This window comes from Staphylococcus succinus, from assembly GCF_029024945.1.
In the GTDB taxonomy this organism is placed as follows: domain Bacteria; phylum Bacillota; class Bacilli; order Staphylococcales; family Staphylococcaceae; genus Staphylococcus; species Staphylococcus succinus.
Window position 1 is genome coordinate 1,951,870 of record NZ_CP118976.1, and the last position, 18,300, is coordinate 1,970,169.

Consider the following 18,300-nt stretch of genomic DNA (forward strand, 5'->3'; position numbering starts at 1 on the left):
TCATTTAGCTAGTTCTCTTAATTATTTCCATTTATTGTTTAACCAATGCCTAACGCAATTTTAGCATAGCGAGACATCATATCTTTGTCCCATGGCGGGCTCCAAACGATATTTATTTCTGTATCTGAAATCTCAGGTATTTCTGCCAAGACCATTTTAACTTGGTTCATAATTTGTGGTCCCATTGGACAACCCATAGAAGTTAAAGTCATATCTACTTTACAAATACCTTCATCATCAACGTCTACATTATATACTAAACCTAAGTTAACAATATCAATTCCTAACTCAGGGTCTATAACCATTTCAAGCGCATTTAAAATACTATCTTTTAATCCTTCGTCCATTTGTCTCACCTCTTCGTTATTAATCATATTAACAATATATCAAATATCTTACAAAACGCCAATAAAATGCTATGATATTGATACAACAATTATTAAACATTAAGGAGATTTGCATGAAACCTTATTTAATTTGCTTAGATTTAGATGGTACACTTTTAAACGATGAAAAAGTAATTCCTACTTATACAAAACAAGTGTTAAAAACTTTACAATCACAAGGGCATAAGCTCATGATAGCAACTGGCCGCCCTTATAGAGCAAGTCAAATTTATTACCATGAACTTCATATGGACACGCCTGTAGTTAACTTTAATGGTGCCTATGTTCACCATCCTAAAGATAATAACTTTAAAACAAAGCACGATGTTTTAGATTTAGAATTGTCTAAAGAAATTATTCAGTCCTTAAATGATTATGGTGTTTCAAATATTATTGCTGAAATCAAAGATCATGTCTTTCTTAATAACTTTGACCAAAAATTATTTGATGGCTTTTCAATGGGCACGCCTAAAGTAGAAACTGGTGACTTATTGACTTCTTTAACAGCCTCACCGACTTCTATCTTAGTAGAAGCTGAAGAAGTGATGATTCCAAGAGTTAAACAAATGCTCACGCACTTTTATGCTGAAAACATTGAACACCGCAGATGGGGATCACCTTTTCCAGTTATTGAAATTGTAAAACAAGGTATTAGCAAAGCTAGAGGCATTGATTATGTTAAATCACACCTAGACATTGATCGCAACCAAATTATTGCATTCGGAGACGAAGATAATGACTTAGAAATGATTAAATATGCTAAATACGGTATCGCAATGGAAAATGGATTAGACGAGTTAAAACACGTAGCTAATGAAACTACATATTCAAATAATGATGACGGTATTGGTCGTTATCTTAACAACTATTTCCAACTTGATATTCCTTATAAAGCATCCATTACATCTCGAATATAGTCAGATACTCACTTACTAGGAGGTCATTTATTATGAATAAAATCATAGTCGTTGGCGCTGTTGCTGGTGGAGCGACCGTCGCTAGTCAGATACGAAGATTAGATCAAGAAAGTGAAATCATTGTCTTCGAAAAAGACAGAGATATGAGTTTTGCAAATTGTGCACTACCCTATTATCTGGGTAATGTTGTTGATTCACGAGATAAAATCCTAGAAGCTACACCTGAAATGTTCTATGAAAAAAAACAAATCACAGTCAAACCTTATCATGAAGTAACGGCAATTAATGATACCCATAAATCTATTACCGTATATGATAGACAAAGCAAACAATCATTTGAAGAAACTTATGATACCTTAATTCTGAGTCCAGGTTGTAGTGCAAACTCGTTAAATTTGGACAGCGATATCACATTTACATTAAGAAATATGGAAGATACAGATGCCATAGAATCATTTATTAAGCATCGTAAAGTCAGTAATGCACTTATTATTGGTGCTGGCTATATTGGTTTAGAGATACTTGATAATTTATATGAAAGAGGCATTAGCCCAACGCTAATTCATCGCTCAACTCATATCAACAAACTGATGGATTCCGATATGAATCAACCTATTATAGAAGAAATGCAAAAACGCCAAATACCATTTAGACTCAATGAAGAAGTTGAGAAAGTCATTGGAAATGAGGTGCATTTCAAATCAGGTACAGTTGAACATTTTGATATTATTATTGAAGGTATTGGTGTAAAACCGAATTCTGATTTCATCAAAACGTCTAACATCAAACTAGACGCACGTGGTTATATACCTGTCAATGATTGCTTCGAAACAAACATCCCAAACATATATGCTTTAGGTGATATTATAAATGCACACTATCGGCACGTTGACCTTGAAGCACATGTCCCACTAGCATGGGGTGCACATCGTGGCGCAAGCATTATTGCTGAACAACTTGCTGGGAATGATTCCATAAAGTTCAAAGGCTATTTAGGTGCAAACATTGTTAAATTTTTCGACTATACCTTTGCAAGTGTTGGTGTCAGCCCACAAGAATTAATGCATTTTGATTATGAAGTCGTTGAAACTAAACAGGGTGAACATGCTGGATATTATCCAGGTAATTCCCCTTTACATTTACGTGTCTATTTTGATAATACCAACCGTCGTATTATACGCGCAGCAGCAGTTGGAAAAAAAGGCGCCGATAAACGTATCGATGTATTATCGATGGCAATGATGCATCGCTTAACAATTGATGAACTCACTGAATTTGAAGTTGCCTATGCGCCACCATATAGTAGACCGAAAGATATTATTAACATGATTGGTTATAAAGCTCGAAATAAATAAAAATAATATCTGAGACAATAAAATCGATGATTTCTATTAAGTATGAAGCTGAGTAGAAATCATCGATTTTATTTCGTAAATTCATTTTTTGCTTCTTGCCTTCTAGTACAATTTCAATTTTACATACTTATCTCAAAGTTGCTTATATTTTTACTGTATCGTTCCACAATGCGCCTATTCAAATGTATCATGATTAACATTTGTTTCTAATTTAGTCACATCTTTAAACAGGGTCTCTCCATCCATTCTCTTTCAAGCTATAAATTTCATTTTAAAATTCAAAAAGATCTTATTAATTTATCTTTAAAGTATTGATTCTAAATCAATTTAATTCTTCTACTTTTTTAACTATCTTATCTAAATGACGCGTTGTCACTGCAGTTTGTTCATTTAGTAATTTAATATCTTGATATAATGATGTAACTTCGCTATTAGATCCTTGAATTTGATTCATCACTTTAATGTTTAATAAGAATTTTAACATGGGATATGCAATGAATTTAAATTTCTTAAAAAATATAGCTTGGACTTTAGGAATAATTTTATAGTTACTTTGTTCTATTAATAAGTGTAGTTCATTATATGACTTTATGATGTTGTTAATCAGTTGTTGTTGTTGTTTTCCTTTATACTGATTTTTTAGCGCTATGCCTGTATTTAAAGGTATAATCATTGCTGCATGTGACATTAGCCAATCTTCAAAATTTGCTTCATAAGTTAATTTTATAGGTAAATCTTTGAATATTTTATAAAGTTTATTTTGAAATGGTATTTTCTCCTCAAGGTGACTGACTTTTAGTTCTCCAGCATTAAATCGGATAACCGTTGTTGTGCTGTCATTTCTATTTCCCCCAGTCATTAAAAAACCAAAAGATACATTTTTAGATGTCTTTGATTGCTTAAGAACAGTTTCACGAAGCTTGTGTGGATTGGTGTTGTTCCCCACAAAAATGATATTCTGCGTAACATTTTTCCCTATTATAGGTACAACTGAATAGACATCTGAATATTTCATTGTTACAAATATAACATCATAATGATCAGTCTCATTTAATTCACTAATATAGCTAAAATGTTCTTTTGTATTTCGCTTCTGGAAATAGTGGTTTAATACGACTCCCCTATCATTCAAATTGTTGTAGGCCTGTCCTCTTGCTAATATCGTTATATTATTCTCAGGTTTGTTTAGCGCATGTGCTAAAAATTGCCCCTGCACACCAGCACCATAAATAAGTATATTCATTGGTATACTCCTCCCTTTTTAATAAACATTTGTTCATTAACTTGAAGTTATCATTATAAAACGTTAAACTCAATAAACAAAATGTACATTTTGATGTTTAATGTACAAATATCAAAAATTGTCGAGAACTAAGGAGTAATTATGGATAAAAGACAAGAAAAATCACGCCAACTCATTATCGAAACTTTTATACAACTCATGCAGGAAAAAGACGTTGCTAAAATATCTATGAAAGATATAGCTGAATTTGCCAATATTAATAGGGGAACGCTTTATTTAAACTTTATCGATAAATATGACATTCTTAATCACGCCATAGATTTTATTATGGCAGAGGCAATTGAGAAATGTGAGCACTATATGTATGCAATAGAAGACGGTAAAGAGGGTATACGAGAAATACTTGTCGCCATCGATAAGCAATATGATCTCCTTAAGAAATTGATACAAAAATCAGATTTAAATATATTAAAACAGACACTTTCAGAGAAATTCATGAAATCTATTAAGCAAAAAGACAATGAAATAATGACACAGTTTTTAGGTTCAGCAACAGTAGGCGTTATCGTTTGGTGGATTGAACAATCTAGACCATGCTCTATTGATGAATTAAGTAATGAACTATGGCGTTTATTAGCACCACATATTGAATCATTTCTATAAAAATATGCACAAAAAAACTGTCAACAAAATCAAAAATTCTGTCGACAGCTTGAAGCAATCACATAATGAATGACTGCTTTTTCTTTATAAACCAAACATTTTTGTAATTGGTCCTTGTGGCAAGATAATACCCAAACACATCGTAATGATAATGACGATAATCGTTGTCCACATTAATCCATGGCTTGGTTGGCTTTTCTTCCTTTTCGCAATGGTAACTTCCATAAGTGCAACAGCTGCTACGCCGCCTAACATTTTCAATGTTAGTAACATATGCCCTCCAGCATTATCAGAAGAAAAAGCTTGAATCCATAACCAAAATCCTGAAATTAAAACTAATACCATAAAGAGTCTTAATACCATATGAATTGGTTTAAAGTAAGGTGTTGCGCCTTGTTTTACTGAAAAGTTAAAATACGCAGCAAAGAACAAAATAATTGCAAGCACCCATGATGTAATATGAATATGTAACATTAAATAACCCCCACACATATTTTTTATTACTTCATACAACTATTAACTACAATAAATTATATATAAGTAAAATTTTTGTAGTCTTTGAATTGCAAAAATAATATGCTTCCATCCTCATCATACTCAATACTTTGTCATTTTTCAAAAAGAAATTCAAAATCTATTTTCTTACAATTCATCATTTATATCAAAGTCCCTAATTTCCATAGTTAAATCACTCAAAAAACGGACTAACAATCTCAAATGTTAGTCCGTTTAAGTATATTTATTTTTCAGCAATAAAGTTCGTTAAAGTACCAATGTTATCAATCGTTACTTTAACTTCATCACCAGGTTGTAAGAATTTGGGTGGATTCATACCTGCACCGACACCTGCTGGGGTACCTGTCGCAATAATATCACCTGGATGTAACGCAACATATTTAGATATTTCTTCTATTAATTCATCTATTTTAAGAATCATTTGACCTGTATTACCATCTTGACGAATTTCATTGTTAACTTTTGTTACAATATTAACATCTTCAGGTGTAGGCAATTCATCTTTAGTTACAATATACGGACCGACTGGACATCCACCAGTTAAACTTTTAGATAAGAATGCTTGGTCTTGTGCTTTTTGAGCTTTACGATCTGTAATGTCATTAATAATAGTGTAACCATACACATAATCTAACGCTAAGCCCTTAGGTATTTTTTCACCAGATTTTCCAATGACGATACCTAATTCACCTTCATAATCTAATTGATCAGTAATATCTTGGTGATTTGGGATTGTGCTATTATCACCAGTTAATGACGATGCCGCTTTTGTAAATACATATAACCGTTGAACTTCATGATTTAATTCATTTGCATGTTCTTGATAATTACGTCCAAAAGCAATTATATTATTTGTTGGTGTAACTGGAGGTAAAAATTCAACGTCAGCAAATTGTACTTTATAATCCTCACCTTTGCCACTATCTTCTGCAGCAACAACTGCTTTACGCACTTGTTCTTGGAAATCTACGACTTGATTCTGTTGAAGGCCATGTAATAATGTTTTAGGATGAAACTCTCCTTCAGCAAAATCAGCAAAGACTTTTTTCAAATCCCACGCTGCTTCTTCACGCTTTACTTTTACACCATAAGATGTCTGTCCTTCATGTCTGAATGATAGGAATTTCATTCAATATCAGCTCCTCATCTATATCTTAATACATATTATAACTATATTTACTACCAAATAACAAATAAATACCTGGTATTTTCTAAAAATTCAATCAGTTTAGAAATAATCGTACAATTACTTTAAATATGTTATTTTTCTCCACGCCCATTCAACCGGACCTTGTTTGAATTTTTTTAAATAGTAATAACTAGCGCAAACTTGTAAACTATATACAATAAGTACAATGAGATAGGACTGATAAAGCTCTAGCTTGTTATATAAACCTAACCCCATATAAATCAAAGTAAAAATAATACTTTGTGATAAATACACTGTTAAACTTAACTTTCCAGGATATTCAAACAGGTGGACAACTTTTCTAACTTTTGACACTTGGCATAAACGTAAAAATATTAAAATATAGCCTGCTGCTACAATCGGACCTCCAACCATGGCACTTATATATTGAAAAGCATTATTACTATAATCTATCGCGAATGGCACTTTCAGAGTATACCCTATAACTATACATAGCATTCCCCAGAAAGTCGTGCGTTTTTGATTGTTATTGTTACGTAGAACAGTGATTAAATTTAATTTTTGCGCTATTATACCGCATAGAATGTATGGTAAAAACTCTAAGTACGCCGATGTTGTCATAACATCTAAGACACTCATCACTGTTTCATTGATATTTATTTTTAACAAGTCAAAATAATTACCATTTTGCTTAACATCTATGAGTTGTCCCAAAGACATACCTGAAAAGTTATTTGTATCATTTCTTCCTGTGTTCCATGAGAATACTGAAAATGGTATGACAATGAGGATAATTTTTAATACAAACAATATTGTTGCCGCTTTAATCAATGTTTTCGTTTTCTTTTTAATTAACAACACTGCGAGCATTCCTGTAAATGCATACCCAAATAAAATATCGCCAGAAAATATAAAACACCCATGTATTAAACCGATAATCAATAAGCAAGCTAACCTTCGATATATAATCGGATAATAACGAAGGCCTCTATATTGGATATTTTCATACATAATTGCTAATCCATATCCAAATAAAAATGAAAAGATTGGATAAAATGAACTGATAACGACAAGCGTAACTATTCGTAAAAGTCCTTCGTTGATGCCGTGTACTATATCCGGTAAATAAGCTTCTTCATATGGCATACTAAAAACTAAAATATTCATAAGCACGATACCAAATAAACTCAATCCCCGTAATGCATCTAATTCGAATAACCGCTTTTGTGGTGGCACAAAACAACCTCCCTTTAGATTCTAAGAATCAATAGATAGTTGACCAAATTTAAAGAAATATAAATATCCTTTAACGTCAGCATTTAACAGTGTTTCTAATGTATTACGGTAATAATCCATTTGTACTTTATACCGTGACCTTAACTGTTCACCTATTTCTTCATCTGTCATATTTCTCCTTCTGTTAAAAGCGTCTGTTTTATAATCAACGAAATAATATTGTCCTTCTTTTACAAAAATCAAATCAATCATACCTTGAATTATCGAAGCATCTTCTTCTACTTCTCTCATCGATTCTACTTTAGACTGATTTACAACAAATGGTAACTCTCGGTATATTGCGTCACTTTGTGCGATGGTTTCATATAATTCACTTTGAACAAAATACGTTATATCGTCATAACGTATGTCTGTTTTCGCATCTTCAGGAATGATATGTTGCTCAATGAGTCGTCCAATATATTGTTCTATTTCTGATTGGTTCAGACCACCACTTCGGAACGGTAAATGTTGCATGACAGTATGCATCAATGTGCCTATTTCATTCGCTTTACGCTTGGAGCTGTGACTTAAAAAGTCTGGTCTATCGTAGGCTGCTGAACCAATACGATATTGGCGGACACGATCATAGTTGGTATCAGTTTGCTCGGTTTCTAATTGTCTTTTAAGTTCAGATACAGACTGTTTTGATGGCTTATCAATTGCCATCTGAAATGTATATTCATGTGTTAACTGTGTTTGTATTTGTTCTTTTATGGCATCATTACCAGTATTTAATGCATGAATATCTTGGATTGTCCGCTGCTCGCTTTCTTCAAATACTGTTTCTGAAGCAATATCTTGATAAAAGTCTGTTGTTAGATGGACATAAGGTATCATAGATGCTTCTATATCATGAATTGAATTTTCAAAGCGTAATTCGTTAGGTAACGATGTAGATTGATATTTGGCCAATATTGGATAAATCATCTCAATAGGTCTTTGTGCAGTTATACGGTAACTCACGGGTAAATGTGTATCTGACACTGGTGCTTGCTCTAATTGCTGCAGCTCTTTCTCGTCTTTGACACGACCGATTAAAAACAATTGCTCTTTTGCTCGCGTTAATGCTACATAAATTAAACGCATTTCTTCTGAAATCATTTCTTTTTCTGTGATAGCTTTATAAGTTACTGAAGACAATGACGGATAAGAAATATTACTTTCTACATCATAGTAATTCATGCCAAGACCGTAGGTTTGATTAAGAATTACAGATTTATACAAATCATCTCTTCTAAATTTACGAGATAATCCTGAATAAATTACAAAAGGAAATTCAAGGCCTTTACTACTATGCACTGTCATCATTCTCACAACATCATCATTTGGACCGATAATATTTTCTTCACCAAAATCTTTTCCACGTTCCATTAATTCATCTATAAAACGTATAAATTGATATAAACCACGGAAACTCGAATTTTCAAATTCCACAGCTTTATTAAACAAGCCATATAAATTAGCACGACGCCCTTTGCCACCTATAATACCACTGAAATATTGTATAACGTAATGGTCATTATAAAATTTATCAATCAATTGGTAGACTGGATGACTTTGACTATACGTTTGATACATTGCTATATCCTGTAAAAATGCTTGTAATTTTTCCACTAAATTTTTATTGGATGCTTCATGAGACATATAGTTTTGGATAGATTGGTAGAAATAATCATCATTTGGACTAAGGACACGAATATTTGATAATTCATCCTCAGTAAATTGATAAATGACTGAACGCATCAATCCTACCAAATAGATATCTTGTAAAGGGTTATCTACTGTTCTTAAAAATGATAAGACTAATTGGACTTCAGTTTGTTCAAAATACCCTTCCTTACTCTTAACATGGAACGGAATATTATGATCTTTAAAAGCTTGTTGAATCTTTCTAGCCTGCCCATATGACCTTTCTAATATGACAATATCTTTATAACTTGGCTTACGATATTGATTTGTTTTCATATCATATATTTCGTGCTCATCCATAATCTTCTCTACTTGTTGCACTATATATTCTGCTTCTTGTTCTGAACCATTTAAATCTGATGAAGGGTCTTCGACCAACATATTCATTTGTACATCATGTGGTTTATCATCGAATGCGGCACCATAGTAGAGTTGTGCTGCATTATCATATATAATTTCTCCTACGGATTCATCCATCATATGTTTAAATAAATAGTTTGTCGTCGTTAATACTTCTTCTCGAGAGCGGAAGTTTTGAGATAAATCAATACGCATACCATTGTTAGAACCATCTAATGTAAATCGATTATACTTATCGATAAATAAACTTGGATCGGCTTGTCTAAATTTATAGATAGATTGCTTAACATCACCTACCATAAATAAATTGCCATCAGCTTCAGTTCCACGCTTAAAACATGACAATATCTTTTCTTGCACTCGGTTTGTATCTTGATATTCATCGACCAAGATTTCCTCGAATTGTTGTCGATATACATCAGCCACTTCTGAAGGCGAGCCATCCTCATTCATCAATATGCGTAAGGCAAAGTGTTCATAATCAGAAAAATCTAAGAGATTTCTGCTCCGTTTCTTTTGATCAAATTGTTCAATCACATCGGCTGTGACTTTAGATAAATAAGAAACCCTTGGTGCTAATTTCTGCATGTCTTGTTTCAAATCTTGCGCATCTCGGGAAAAATAATCTTCCTGCACTTTCGAGACTAATGATTTATAATGATCATAATGCTTTTTACCGTCATCATAAGCATCAATCATCATTTCATTTGCTTCCTTTATCTTTTTATTCTTTGCTGGAAAACGAGCTTCAAATTGATGTTGTGCAATCACTTCGGAATTTAACTGTCCATCTTCCATGGCTTGATTTAAAAATGCTCTTTCCTTTTCTAACACTGCTACTTGCTTATCTACTTCTTCCAACAACATAAATAAGTTATAACTTTTATCTAGTGCTTCTAACGCTGACTCCATAAAAATCATAGCCAATTCATTCAATAATTGTAGTAATTCATTTTGCTGTGCTTCATCATAATAAGGACTTGCTAAATTTCGGAGCCATCCGTATGGATTAGGATTTGCTATACTAAAATAATACATTTGTTTAATTGTATTACGCAGTTGATCATCGTTTCGATCGGATGATAATTGTTCTGTTAAATCAACAAAACTAGGGTCAAGGATATCATAATGTTGCTCTAAAACTTCATCGATTGTTTGCTCTAATAACAGTATATTTTCCGCTTCACCACTTGTTCTAAAATTTGGATCTATATCTAATACATCATAATGATGTTGAATTAATTTCAAACAGAAACTATGTAGTGTAGAAATTTGAGCTTGATGTATTTTAATTCGTTGGTTTTTTAAATGTTCATTATCAGGCGCCTCTTGCGAAGCTTCTTGTATCCGTTGATCCACACGATGTTTCATTTCACGTGCACTTGCATTCGTAAATGTCACGACAAGTAATCGATCTACATCAATTTCATCATTTAAAATGCGCTGTATAATACGTTCAACTAATACAGCTGTTTTGCCAGAACCTGCAGCCGCTGCTACAAGCACATCTTGCCCTTTTGCATAAATACTTTTCCACTGATTATCCGTCCATCTAACATCAGCGGGTTTCACTGGAATTTGGCTCATATTTGATCATCCTCTTCTAACGCCACTTTTTGAACTTCTTCTAATGGATCAATAGATTCATCTACTGTACGATATCGTTTACTATCAATCATTCCGTCTACATGACAAACCGATTTATAATTACAAAAATCACACGGTAAAGTTTGATTATATTTCAATGGAGCAACTTCTGTATGGCCGTCCATAATATCTGATGCAGTCTCAATAAAATTTTGTTTATTGTGTTTAATGAGTTTATAAATGGTCTGTTCATCTGCAACTTTACTATTGCTTTTAATACCGCCATCTTTTTTCAATCCGAGTGGTACAATATCAGACGTATAGCTCGGTTCAATTCTTGTATCAAATGCATCTAACACAGATTCATCACTATTCAACAATCCACTCAATTTAAATGAATTAATAAATGCTTCGTCTCTCTTTTCTTCACTTAATTGGTTCCACGCTAGTTTAATACGTGGTTCATGAACATGGAAATAGAGTAAGCCGCCAGGTTTGGTCATTTCAGTTAAACCAAGTCGTGATTTATTTTGAAGAACAATATCCATATAAGTCATCATCTGCATTTGCATACCATAATATACCTTTGTTAAATCTAAAGTACCACTATACTTAGACGATTTATAATCAATAATATTTACAAAGCTTTGTTGCCCTTCATTGTAAGTATCAATACGATCTATTTGTCCGCGAATATTGATTGGAATACCTTGTGTTGTTTGCAATGCCTCTGCAAAAAGTTCGTCATGGTCTCGTGGTTTTCTTCTAAAGCCAGCTTCAAAGCGTTGTGGTGTAAATTTAGTATAATTACCTTGATATTTCAATGCGGTCAATGTTGTTTCAACTATTGCGCCAATTCGCTGTGATAAATAACGATAATACGCAGTTGAATTCAATAAATTAAATTGAACCTCGGGTAATATTTCCGATAAGGCTTCAACCGTCAATTTATGAATTTGCTTTGTATTCAAATTTTTAAAATCGCCATTCACTTTTTCTGAAATGAATTTTAATACTTGGTGAAAAATATCACCTAAATCAAAATGTTCTAGTTTATATTTTGTTCGTTCATTCAACCTCAAACCATGTGAAGCAAAGTGTTTAAATGGGCATGCTTGATATCCTTCAAAACGTGAAACACTGGCATTTATCGTACTTCCATATAAATCTTTAGATAGTGATTCGCTTAATTGCACCGTTTTATTATCATATGTCAGTGCAGATAACAAATAATTCAATCCTTTATTTAGACGATCATCATCTCTCATAACTTGATATGTATCTAACCAAGTATCTGCAACTATTTCATCGTCTAACCATGCTTTTAATGATTCAAATAACACAATTTTTGTTTGGTGTGGATGTTCCATTAAAGTAAGTGGATTAGCTTGATGTTGATGATGTATATTTTGAACTTCTAGATTTGTAAACAACTGTTGAATTTGATTTAAAAATGGACTCGGCTCTTTTTCATCACCATTTGTTCCCATAAGTGAATAAGAGAATGTCACAGCCACACGACTTCTCGTCATTGCAATATAACAGACAAAGGCTTCATCCATTTGTAGTATATCTGCTGTAGGACTTAATTCTATTGATGCTTGTTCTTGAAAATATTTCTTCTCGTCATCCGTGATCAAACTTGAAGATGAAACAGTTTGTGGGATAACACCATCATTGGCCCCTACAATGTATACATGTGCTTTGTTATCAACTTTAGCCAAGTCCATTGTACCAATACTCACTTGATCTAATGTTTGCGGAATCATGACAAATTCCAATTGATCTAAACCAATATCAAATAGCTCTAAAAATCTAGTTTGGGACATACTTTTATCTCCGAACACCGTAACAAGATCGTCTAAAGTTTGAATCAAGCCGTTCCATATTTGGTCAATTTCCTCTGCTTTTTTATGTTCACCTTCTACATCTAGTGTATCTCTTTCCGTCATTAATAAACTTGGTAAATCAAAGGCTTCCAACGCTTCATAAAATGCAGTTGCAAATCCAACCGCTGTATTCGCTTCACTCATTTTTGTTTCAAAGTGCATAACTTTGTCAATGACATCAGCTTTCAATTGAATCACACGTTCAAAAGTTTCTCGTTCATCATCTGTCAGCGGCTGACGTTTTAACCCCATTTTTCTGAACTGCTCTACATGGAAATACTTTTCGTCTATCCAACGTTTGCCATAAATGCCACGTTCCAACACAAAATTTTCTAAGATATCAATAAGTAGATGACTATCTTTAAATTTCTTAGTTAAAACATTTGTTTTAAACAAACGCATCAGTGGATCAAACTTCCAATTAGTTTGAATTACTTCAATAAGTGAACGCAACATTTCCATGATTGGATGATGTGTCATAGACTCTTTCACATCAATGTTATACGGAATACCATATTGTGGTAGGATAGACTCCATCAGATAAGCATAGGATTCGTCTCTATACAATATGGCTATATCTTGATAACGACGTCCTTGTTCACGTGTTTCTCTTAAAATACGTCGTGCAATTTCATTGATTTCTTCTCTCATTATAGAAGACTCTAAGATTTCTATATTACCTTGTGTCGCTATAGGCTCAAATTGCAAAGCATTAAAGCTCTGTTCTAATTGAGATAAAACATTATTTTTAAACCTATATGCTTGGTTAAAACGCTTAACATTTAATTGTAAGTTTAACTGCTGTGCTATATCTTCTATATGCGTAAGTGATTCTGATGGTTTTCTAAATAAACTAAACGTATCTTTATCACCATCTGTTGTTAATAGTATCGTTACCTTTTTGGCATACTTCACTAAGCTTTGAATGATTTGATACTCCAACGTTGAAAAGTTATGAAACCCATCGATATAAATTTCAGTACGTTTGAGCCATTCAGATTTGTCCATCACCGTTATAAAACGTTGCAAACTATCTTCAGTAGATACATATTCTCCATTTATTCTATCTTCTAAATGTTTGTAAATAAGTGCTATATCTTGAAGCTTATGTTTGGTTCTAGTTTGTAGTGTATTTGTCTCTATGTATGATGTTAACTGTTCAGGGGATACTGCATATTTCTTAAAATCTTGTATCTGCTCATAGAGTTTCTCACTAAAACCGTAATATTTAACTTGAGAACGATAAAGCTTTAAGTCCGATTGGTGTTGTTGAATGATGTCATAAATCATCATTTCTGTGCCTGCTTTCGACAATTGTTGTTCCATCAAACCGCCAACTTCTTGAAAGACACGATAACTTAGTCGTTCAAAGTGTAATACTTCTGTTCTCAGACTACCGTTCAGTTCAGAGTCATTTACGAATGCTTGCTCAAGTTGAAAAGTATTTTGTGTTGGAGCAATTAAGACAATCGGGTCGCCTAACGGATCTTGTTTCATTTTGTTTTTTATTTCTTCTATCATTGCATGTGATTTTCCCGTACCTGCTCTTCCAATATAAGCATTTAATTCCATGACATCTTCCACTCCTTTGACTTATATTTTAACATATAAAAGGTTGTGCATCGTTAATCTAAATACTCATAAAGCTATATTCATATTTTAATCATCAACTCATATCACAATTACTTTTATAATATTTTAAGGTTTAGAAAAACCGATTTATTAATACTTAATATGACTTATACACATTCCGGATAACAAAAAAATACTAACAAAGGTTTAAACTTTGTTAGTATTTTAAATTAAATATTATTTATCCTCTTTTGTATCAGGATCAAACCCAAATTTCATTTCATTTAGCGGCCAAAAGCTAAATGACACTTTGCCAACGACTTGATCTTCATCAATCAAACCAAATGAACGACTATCTTTACTTACCTCACGATTGTCGCCGAGTACAAGTAATTTACCTTTTGGAATTTTATTTTTCTGATCTACCTGATTAATGTCTTTGGTTTCAAAACTACCAGTAATATAATTATACTGCTTATGTTTCTCATTATAATTTAAATATGGCTCGTCTACCTTTTTACCATTTACATATAGTTTATCTTTCTTATACTCTACATTATCGCCAGACGTACCAATAACACGTTTAACATAATCACTGTCTTTCGTTGCATGGAACACAATCACATTACCTTTTTTAATGTCTCCAAATTTATAACCAAATAAATTTACGACTACGCGTTCTCCATCTTTTAAAGTAGGATCCATAGAATCCCCTTTAACTGTATATGACTGCGCCACAAAGTTTACGATAAGTAATACTAATGCAACTGCAACAACGATCGACACAAACCATTCCAATATCTCTTTTTTCAATTTTTACACCTCATCTATTTAATTAAAGTTCATTGTGAATTTTTTAAAAGGATAATATCTCAAACTCACATCGCCTATGATATCGTTTCTTTGTATAAAACCAAATGTCCTCGAATCATCCTCATGCTTCCGTTGGTCATTAAGAACGAAATAGGCATTGGGTGGAATAATATCTTCTTCAGAATGTTTAAGATTCCTAAGTGATAAATTAGTTATACTTTCATTATTAACATAGGGTTCATCTACTTGTCTATCATCTCTATATAGCGTGCCATTTTTATACGCAATAGACTGTCCTGGCTTTCCAATAATTCTACTTACTTTAATATCATTACCTTCACGATACATTATAATGTCATTATTATCTAGTAAATTAAAAGTTGTTTTAACTTTATTTATTATCACTCTATCCCCTAGTTTCAAACTCGGTTCCATAGCGTCATTCTTTATGACTGTACCAGTGACAATAAAAGCCTGAATCAATAGTACAATAATAATCGCAATAATGATGGAAATCAAATGTTTTAATATGCTTCGCATAATGTCACTCTCCTGAAGAATGCATAAAGTACTTCTCGATTTTGCGTCCAATAAACCATACAATAACAAACACAATCATAATTAAAATAAGTCTTGTAGGATTTGTAAATAATGTCGTTATATCATTACCTAGCCATCCAATAAGGCCAATCATAACTAATTTCGATGCAAAAAGTACTGTTAAATATACATGTGCTCTAATATGAGATAAACTAGCTACAATATTTACAAATGCACTAGGTGTAAATGGAAAGCACAATAAAATAAATATAGGTATAATGCCACGTCTATCAATAAAATGTATCAATCTTTGAACTGATGTGCGTTGTTGCAATTTCTTCATATATTTTGTATGTGTAAGTCTCCTGAAAATAAGAAACACAATATAGCTACCAACCACTGTTCCAAGCCAAGCTAACAACGTACCAATAACCAAGCCATAGGCATTGACGTTCACAATTACAAATACAATGATTGGTAAAATAGGAAGAAATGCTTCAATAAACGGCAATAAAAAACCTATAATATAGCCTAGACTTCCAAATAAATCAAACCAATGCTGAACTTGTTCTTCCGTCATCAAATCATTCCTCATAATATTACTATTCTTCGTAATTATAATTGTAACCTCAAACTTTTCAAACTATAAAGTGTTAGTTTGCTCATAAATCAGTCTTAAGAACGAATAAGTATGCTTATCATCGACTCATAGATTTTTTACTTAAATAATGTATTTAGATAATAGAGTATTGCTTATAGTCATTCCTAAACATAAATAAAAAAGTGACTCATCTAAATCTGAATTTAGGATGAGCCACCTTTTTATTTATTCAATTTAATAGATAGAAAACGAACAAATTTAAATTTCATACATACACGTACATATTTTATTATGAAGTCATCAATGAAATACGATTTAAATTATAGGCGTTTTTCTAATTCTTGTTTTTTGTCTTCAAATCCTGATTTACCTAATAATGCGAACATATTTTGTTTATATGCTTCTACACCTGGTTGGTTAAATGGATTAACACCCAATTGGTATCCACTCATAGCACAAGCAAGTTCGAAGAAGTAAACTACATAACCAAATGTTTCTTCATCTAAACGAGGAATATTAACAACTAGGTTAGGAACACCACCATCAGTATGTGCTAAAAGCGTTCCTTCAAATGCTTTCGTATTGACTTCATCTATTGTTTTTCCAGCTAAATAATTTAAGCCATCTAAATTATCACTATCTTCTTCAATAGTAATATTATGTTTTGGATTGTTCACTTTGACTACTGTTTCAAATAAGAAACGACGTCCTTCTTGAACATATTGTCCAAGTGAGTGCAAATCAGTTGTATAGTTTGCGCTTGAAGGATAGATACCTTTGAAATCTTTACCTTCTGACTCACCAAATAATTGTTTCCACCACTCGTTAAAATATTGCATAGATGGTTCATAGTTAATTAACATTTCAGTGTCATAACCTTTTGCATATAATACGTTACGAATTGTTGCATATTGATATGCAATGTTATCTTCTAAATTTTCTGATGACAATTCTTCACGGGCTTTAGCAGCACCTTGCATCATTGCTTCAATGTCTATACCAGCTACCGCGATTGGTAATAAACCTACTGCAGTTAATACAGAGTAGCGGCCACCAACATCATCAGGTACTACAAATGTTTCATAACCTTCGTTTGTAGCTAATTGTTTAAGTGCCCCTTTTTCTTTGTCTGTAGTAGCGAAAATACGTTTTTTCGCTTCTTCTTTGCCATACTTACTTTCTAATAACTGTTTGAACAATCTAAATGCCACTGCTGGTTCTGTTGTCGTACCAGATTTAGAAATAACGTTAACTGAATAATCTTTACCATCTAAATAATCAATTAATTCTTGTGTATAAGAAGAAGATAAATGATTACCTACAAAAACGATTTCTGGATATTCATCACTATTTCTAAATGAAGACGTTAACATTTCAATCGCCGCACGCGCGCCTAAATATGAACCACCAATACCTATTACTACAAATACGTCAGAATGCTCTTTCACACGTTTAGAAGCTTCTAATATGCGTGAGAATTCTTCTTTATCATAATCTACAGGAAGGTCTATCCAACCTAAGAAATCACTGCCAGCACCTGTACCTTCATGAATCGTTTTATGAATCGATTTCACTATATCTTTTTGTTGTTGTAATTCATGTTCGCCAAAAAATTCTAAAGTTTTACCATAATCTAATTGAATATGAGTCATTTGATTTGCCTCCAGTGTTTTTAATTTCAAAATCATTTTACTAATTTTATTTTCACTATTCAAACAACTAGCCTATAGATAATTGTAAA

Annotated in this window: 14 protein-coding genes; 3 read left to right on the top strand and 11 right to left on the bottom strand. The window is 32.5% G+C overall.

Annotation, left to right across the window (positions count from 1 at the left end; genetic code table 11):
• Positions 1 to 38: 38 nt before the first annotated feature.
• Entirely contained in the window at positions 39 to 347 is a 309-nt protein-coding gene (locus tag PYW31_RS09445) for a metal-sulfur cluster assembly factor (protein ID WP_046837351.1), read from the bottom strand.
• A gap of 113 nt (positions 348 to 460) precedes the next feature.
• Between PYW31_RS09445 and PYW31_RS09450 the strand changes: the two genes are divergently transcribed.
• Both PYW31_RS09450 and PYW31_RS09455 read left to right on the top strand, forming a co-directional pair.
• Complete coding sequence (locus tag PYW31_RS09450; protein ID WP_046837350.1) at positions 461 to 1,303, top strand: Cof-type HAD-IIB family hydrolase; 843 nt, start codon at positions 461 to 463, stop codon at positions 1,301 to 1,303.
• Between the two features lie 32 nt (positions 1,304 to 1,335).
• On the top strand, positions 1,336 to 2,658 hold the full coding sequence (locus tag PYW31_RS09455; RefSeq protein ID WP_046837349.1) for a CoA-disulfide reductase: 1,323 nt from the start codon (positions 1,336 to 1,338) through the stop codon (positions 2,656 to 2,658).
• A gap of 322 nt (positions 2,659 to 2,980) precedes the next feature.
• Here PYW31_RS09455 and PYW31_RS09460 read toward each other — a convergent pair whose 3' ends face one another.
• Entirely contained in the window at positions 2,981 to 3,901 is a 921-nt protein-coding gene (locus PYW31_RS09460; RefSeq protein ID WP_046837348.1) for a ketopantoate reductase family protein, read from the bottom strand.
• 141 nt (positions 3,902 to 4,042) lie between these two features.
• On the opposite strand from PYW31_RS09460, the gene PYW31_RS09465 reads away from it, so the two are divergent.
• A complete protein-coding gene (locus PYW31_RS09465) occupies positions 4,043 to 4,564 on the top strand; it encodes a TetR/AcrR family transcriptional regulator (protein ID WP_046837347.1) in 522 nt (173 codons plus the stop codon).
• Between the two features lie 84 nt (positions 4,565 to 4,648).
• On the opposite strand, the gene PYW31_RS09470 is transcribed toward PYW31_RS09465, so the two are convergent.
• The 9 genes from PYW31_RS09470 to PYW31_RS09510 form a co-directional block, all read right to left on the bottom strand.
• Positions 4,649 to 5,038 (bottom strand): YisL family protein, encoded by a 390-nt coding sequence (locus PYW31_RS09470; protein ID WP_046837346.1) that lies wholly within the window; start codon positions 5,036 to 5,038, stop codon positions 4,649 to 4,651.
• 265 nt (positions 5,039 to 5,303) lie between these two features.
• The gene (locus PYW31_RS09475) at positions 5,304 to 6,209 is read right to left on the bottom strand and encodes a fumarylacetoacetate hydrolase family protein (RefSeq protein WP_046837345.1); all 906 of its coding nucleotides are present in this window, start codon (positions 6,207 to 6,209) and stop codon (positions 5,304 to 5,306) included.
• Positions 6,210 to 6,326: 117 nt separating this feature from the next.
• On the bottom strand, positions 6,327 to 7,466 hold the full coding sequence (locus PYW31_RS09480; protein ID WP_046837344.1) for a DUF418 domain-containing protein: 1,140 nt from the start codon (positions 7,464 to 7,466) through the stop codon (positions 6,327 to 6,329).
• A gap of 21 nt (positions 7,467 to 7,487) precedes the next feature.
• Positions 7,488 to 11,144: a helicase-exonuclease AddAB subunit AddA gene (addA, locus tag PYW31_RS09485; protein ID WP_046837343.1), complete on the bottom strand. Its 3,657-nt coding sequence runs from the start codon at positions 11,142 to 11,144 to the stop codon at positions 7,488 to 7,490.
• Complete coding sequence (gene addB / locus PYW31_RS09490) at positions 11,141 to 14,605, bottom strand: helicase-exonuclease AddAB subunit AddB (protein WP_046837342.1); 3,465 nt, start codon at positions 14,603 to 14,605, stop codon at positions 11,141 to 11,143. The genes addA and addB overlap by 4 nt, the downstream gene beginning before the upstream one ends.
• A 237-nt stretch (positions 14,606 to 14,842) precedes the next feature.
• Entirely contained in the window at positions 14,843 to 15,418 is a 576-nt protein-coding gene (lepB, locus tag PYW31_RS09495; protein ID WP_046837341.1) for a signal peptidase I, read from the bottom strand.
• Positions 15,419 to 15,436: 18 nt separating this feature from the next.
• Positions 15,437 to 15,958, bottom strand: coding sequence for a signal peptidase I (gene lepB / locus PYW31_RS09500; protein WP_046837340.1), 522 nt, complete (start codon positions 15,956 to 15,958; stop codon positions 15,437 to 15,439).
• Between the two features lie 4 nt (positions 15,959 to 15,962).
• Positions 15,963 to 16,538 (bottom strand): TVP38/TMEM64 family protein, encoded by a 576-nt coding sequence (locus PYW31_RS09505; protein WP_046837339.1) that lies wholly within the window; start codon positions 16,536 to 16,538, stop codon positions 15,963 to 15,965.
• A gap of 341 nt (positions 16,539 to 16,879) precedes the next feature.
• Entirely contained in the window at positions 16,880 to 18,211 is a 1,332-nt protein-coding gene (locus PYW31_RS09510) for a glucose-6-phosphate isomerase (protein WP_046837338.1), read from the bottom strand.
• Positions 18,212 to 18,300: the final 89 nt, after the last annotated feature.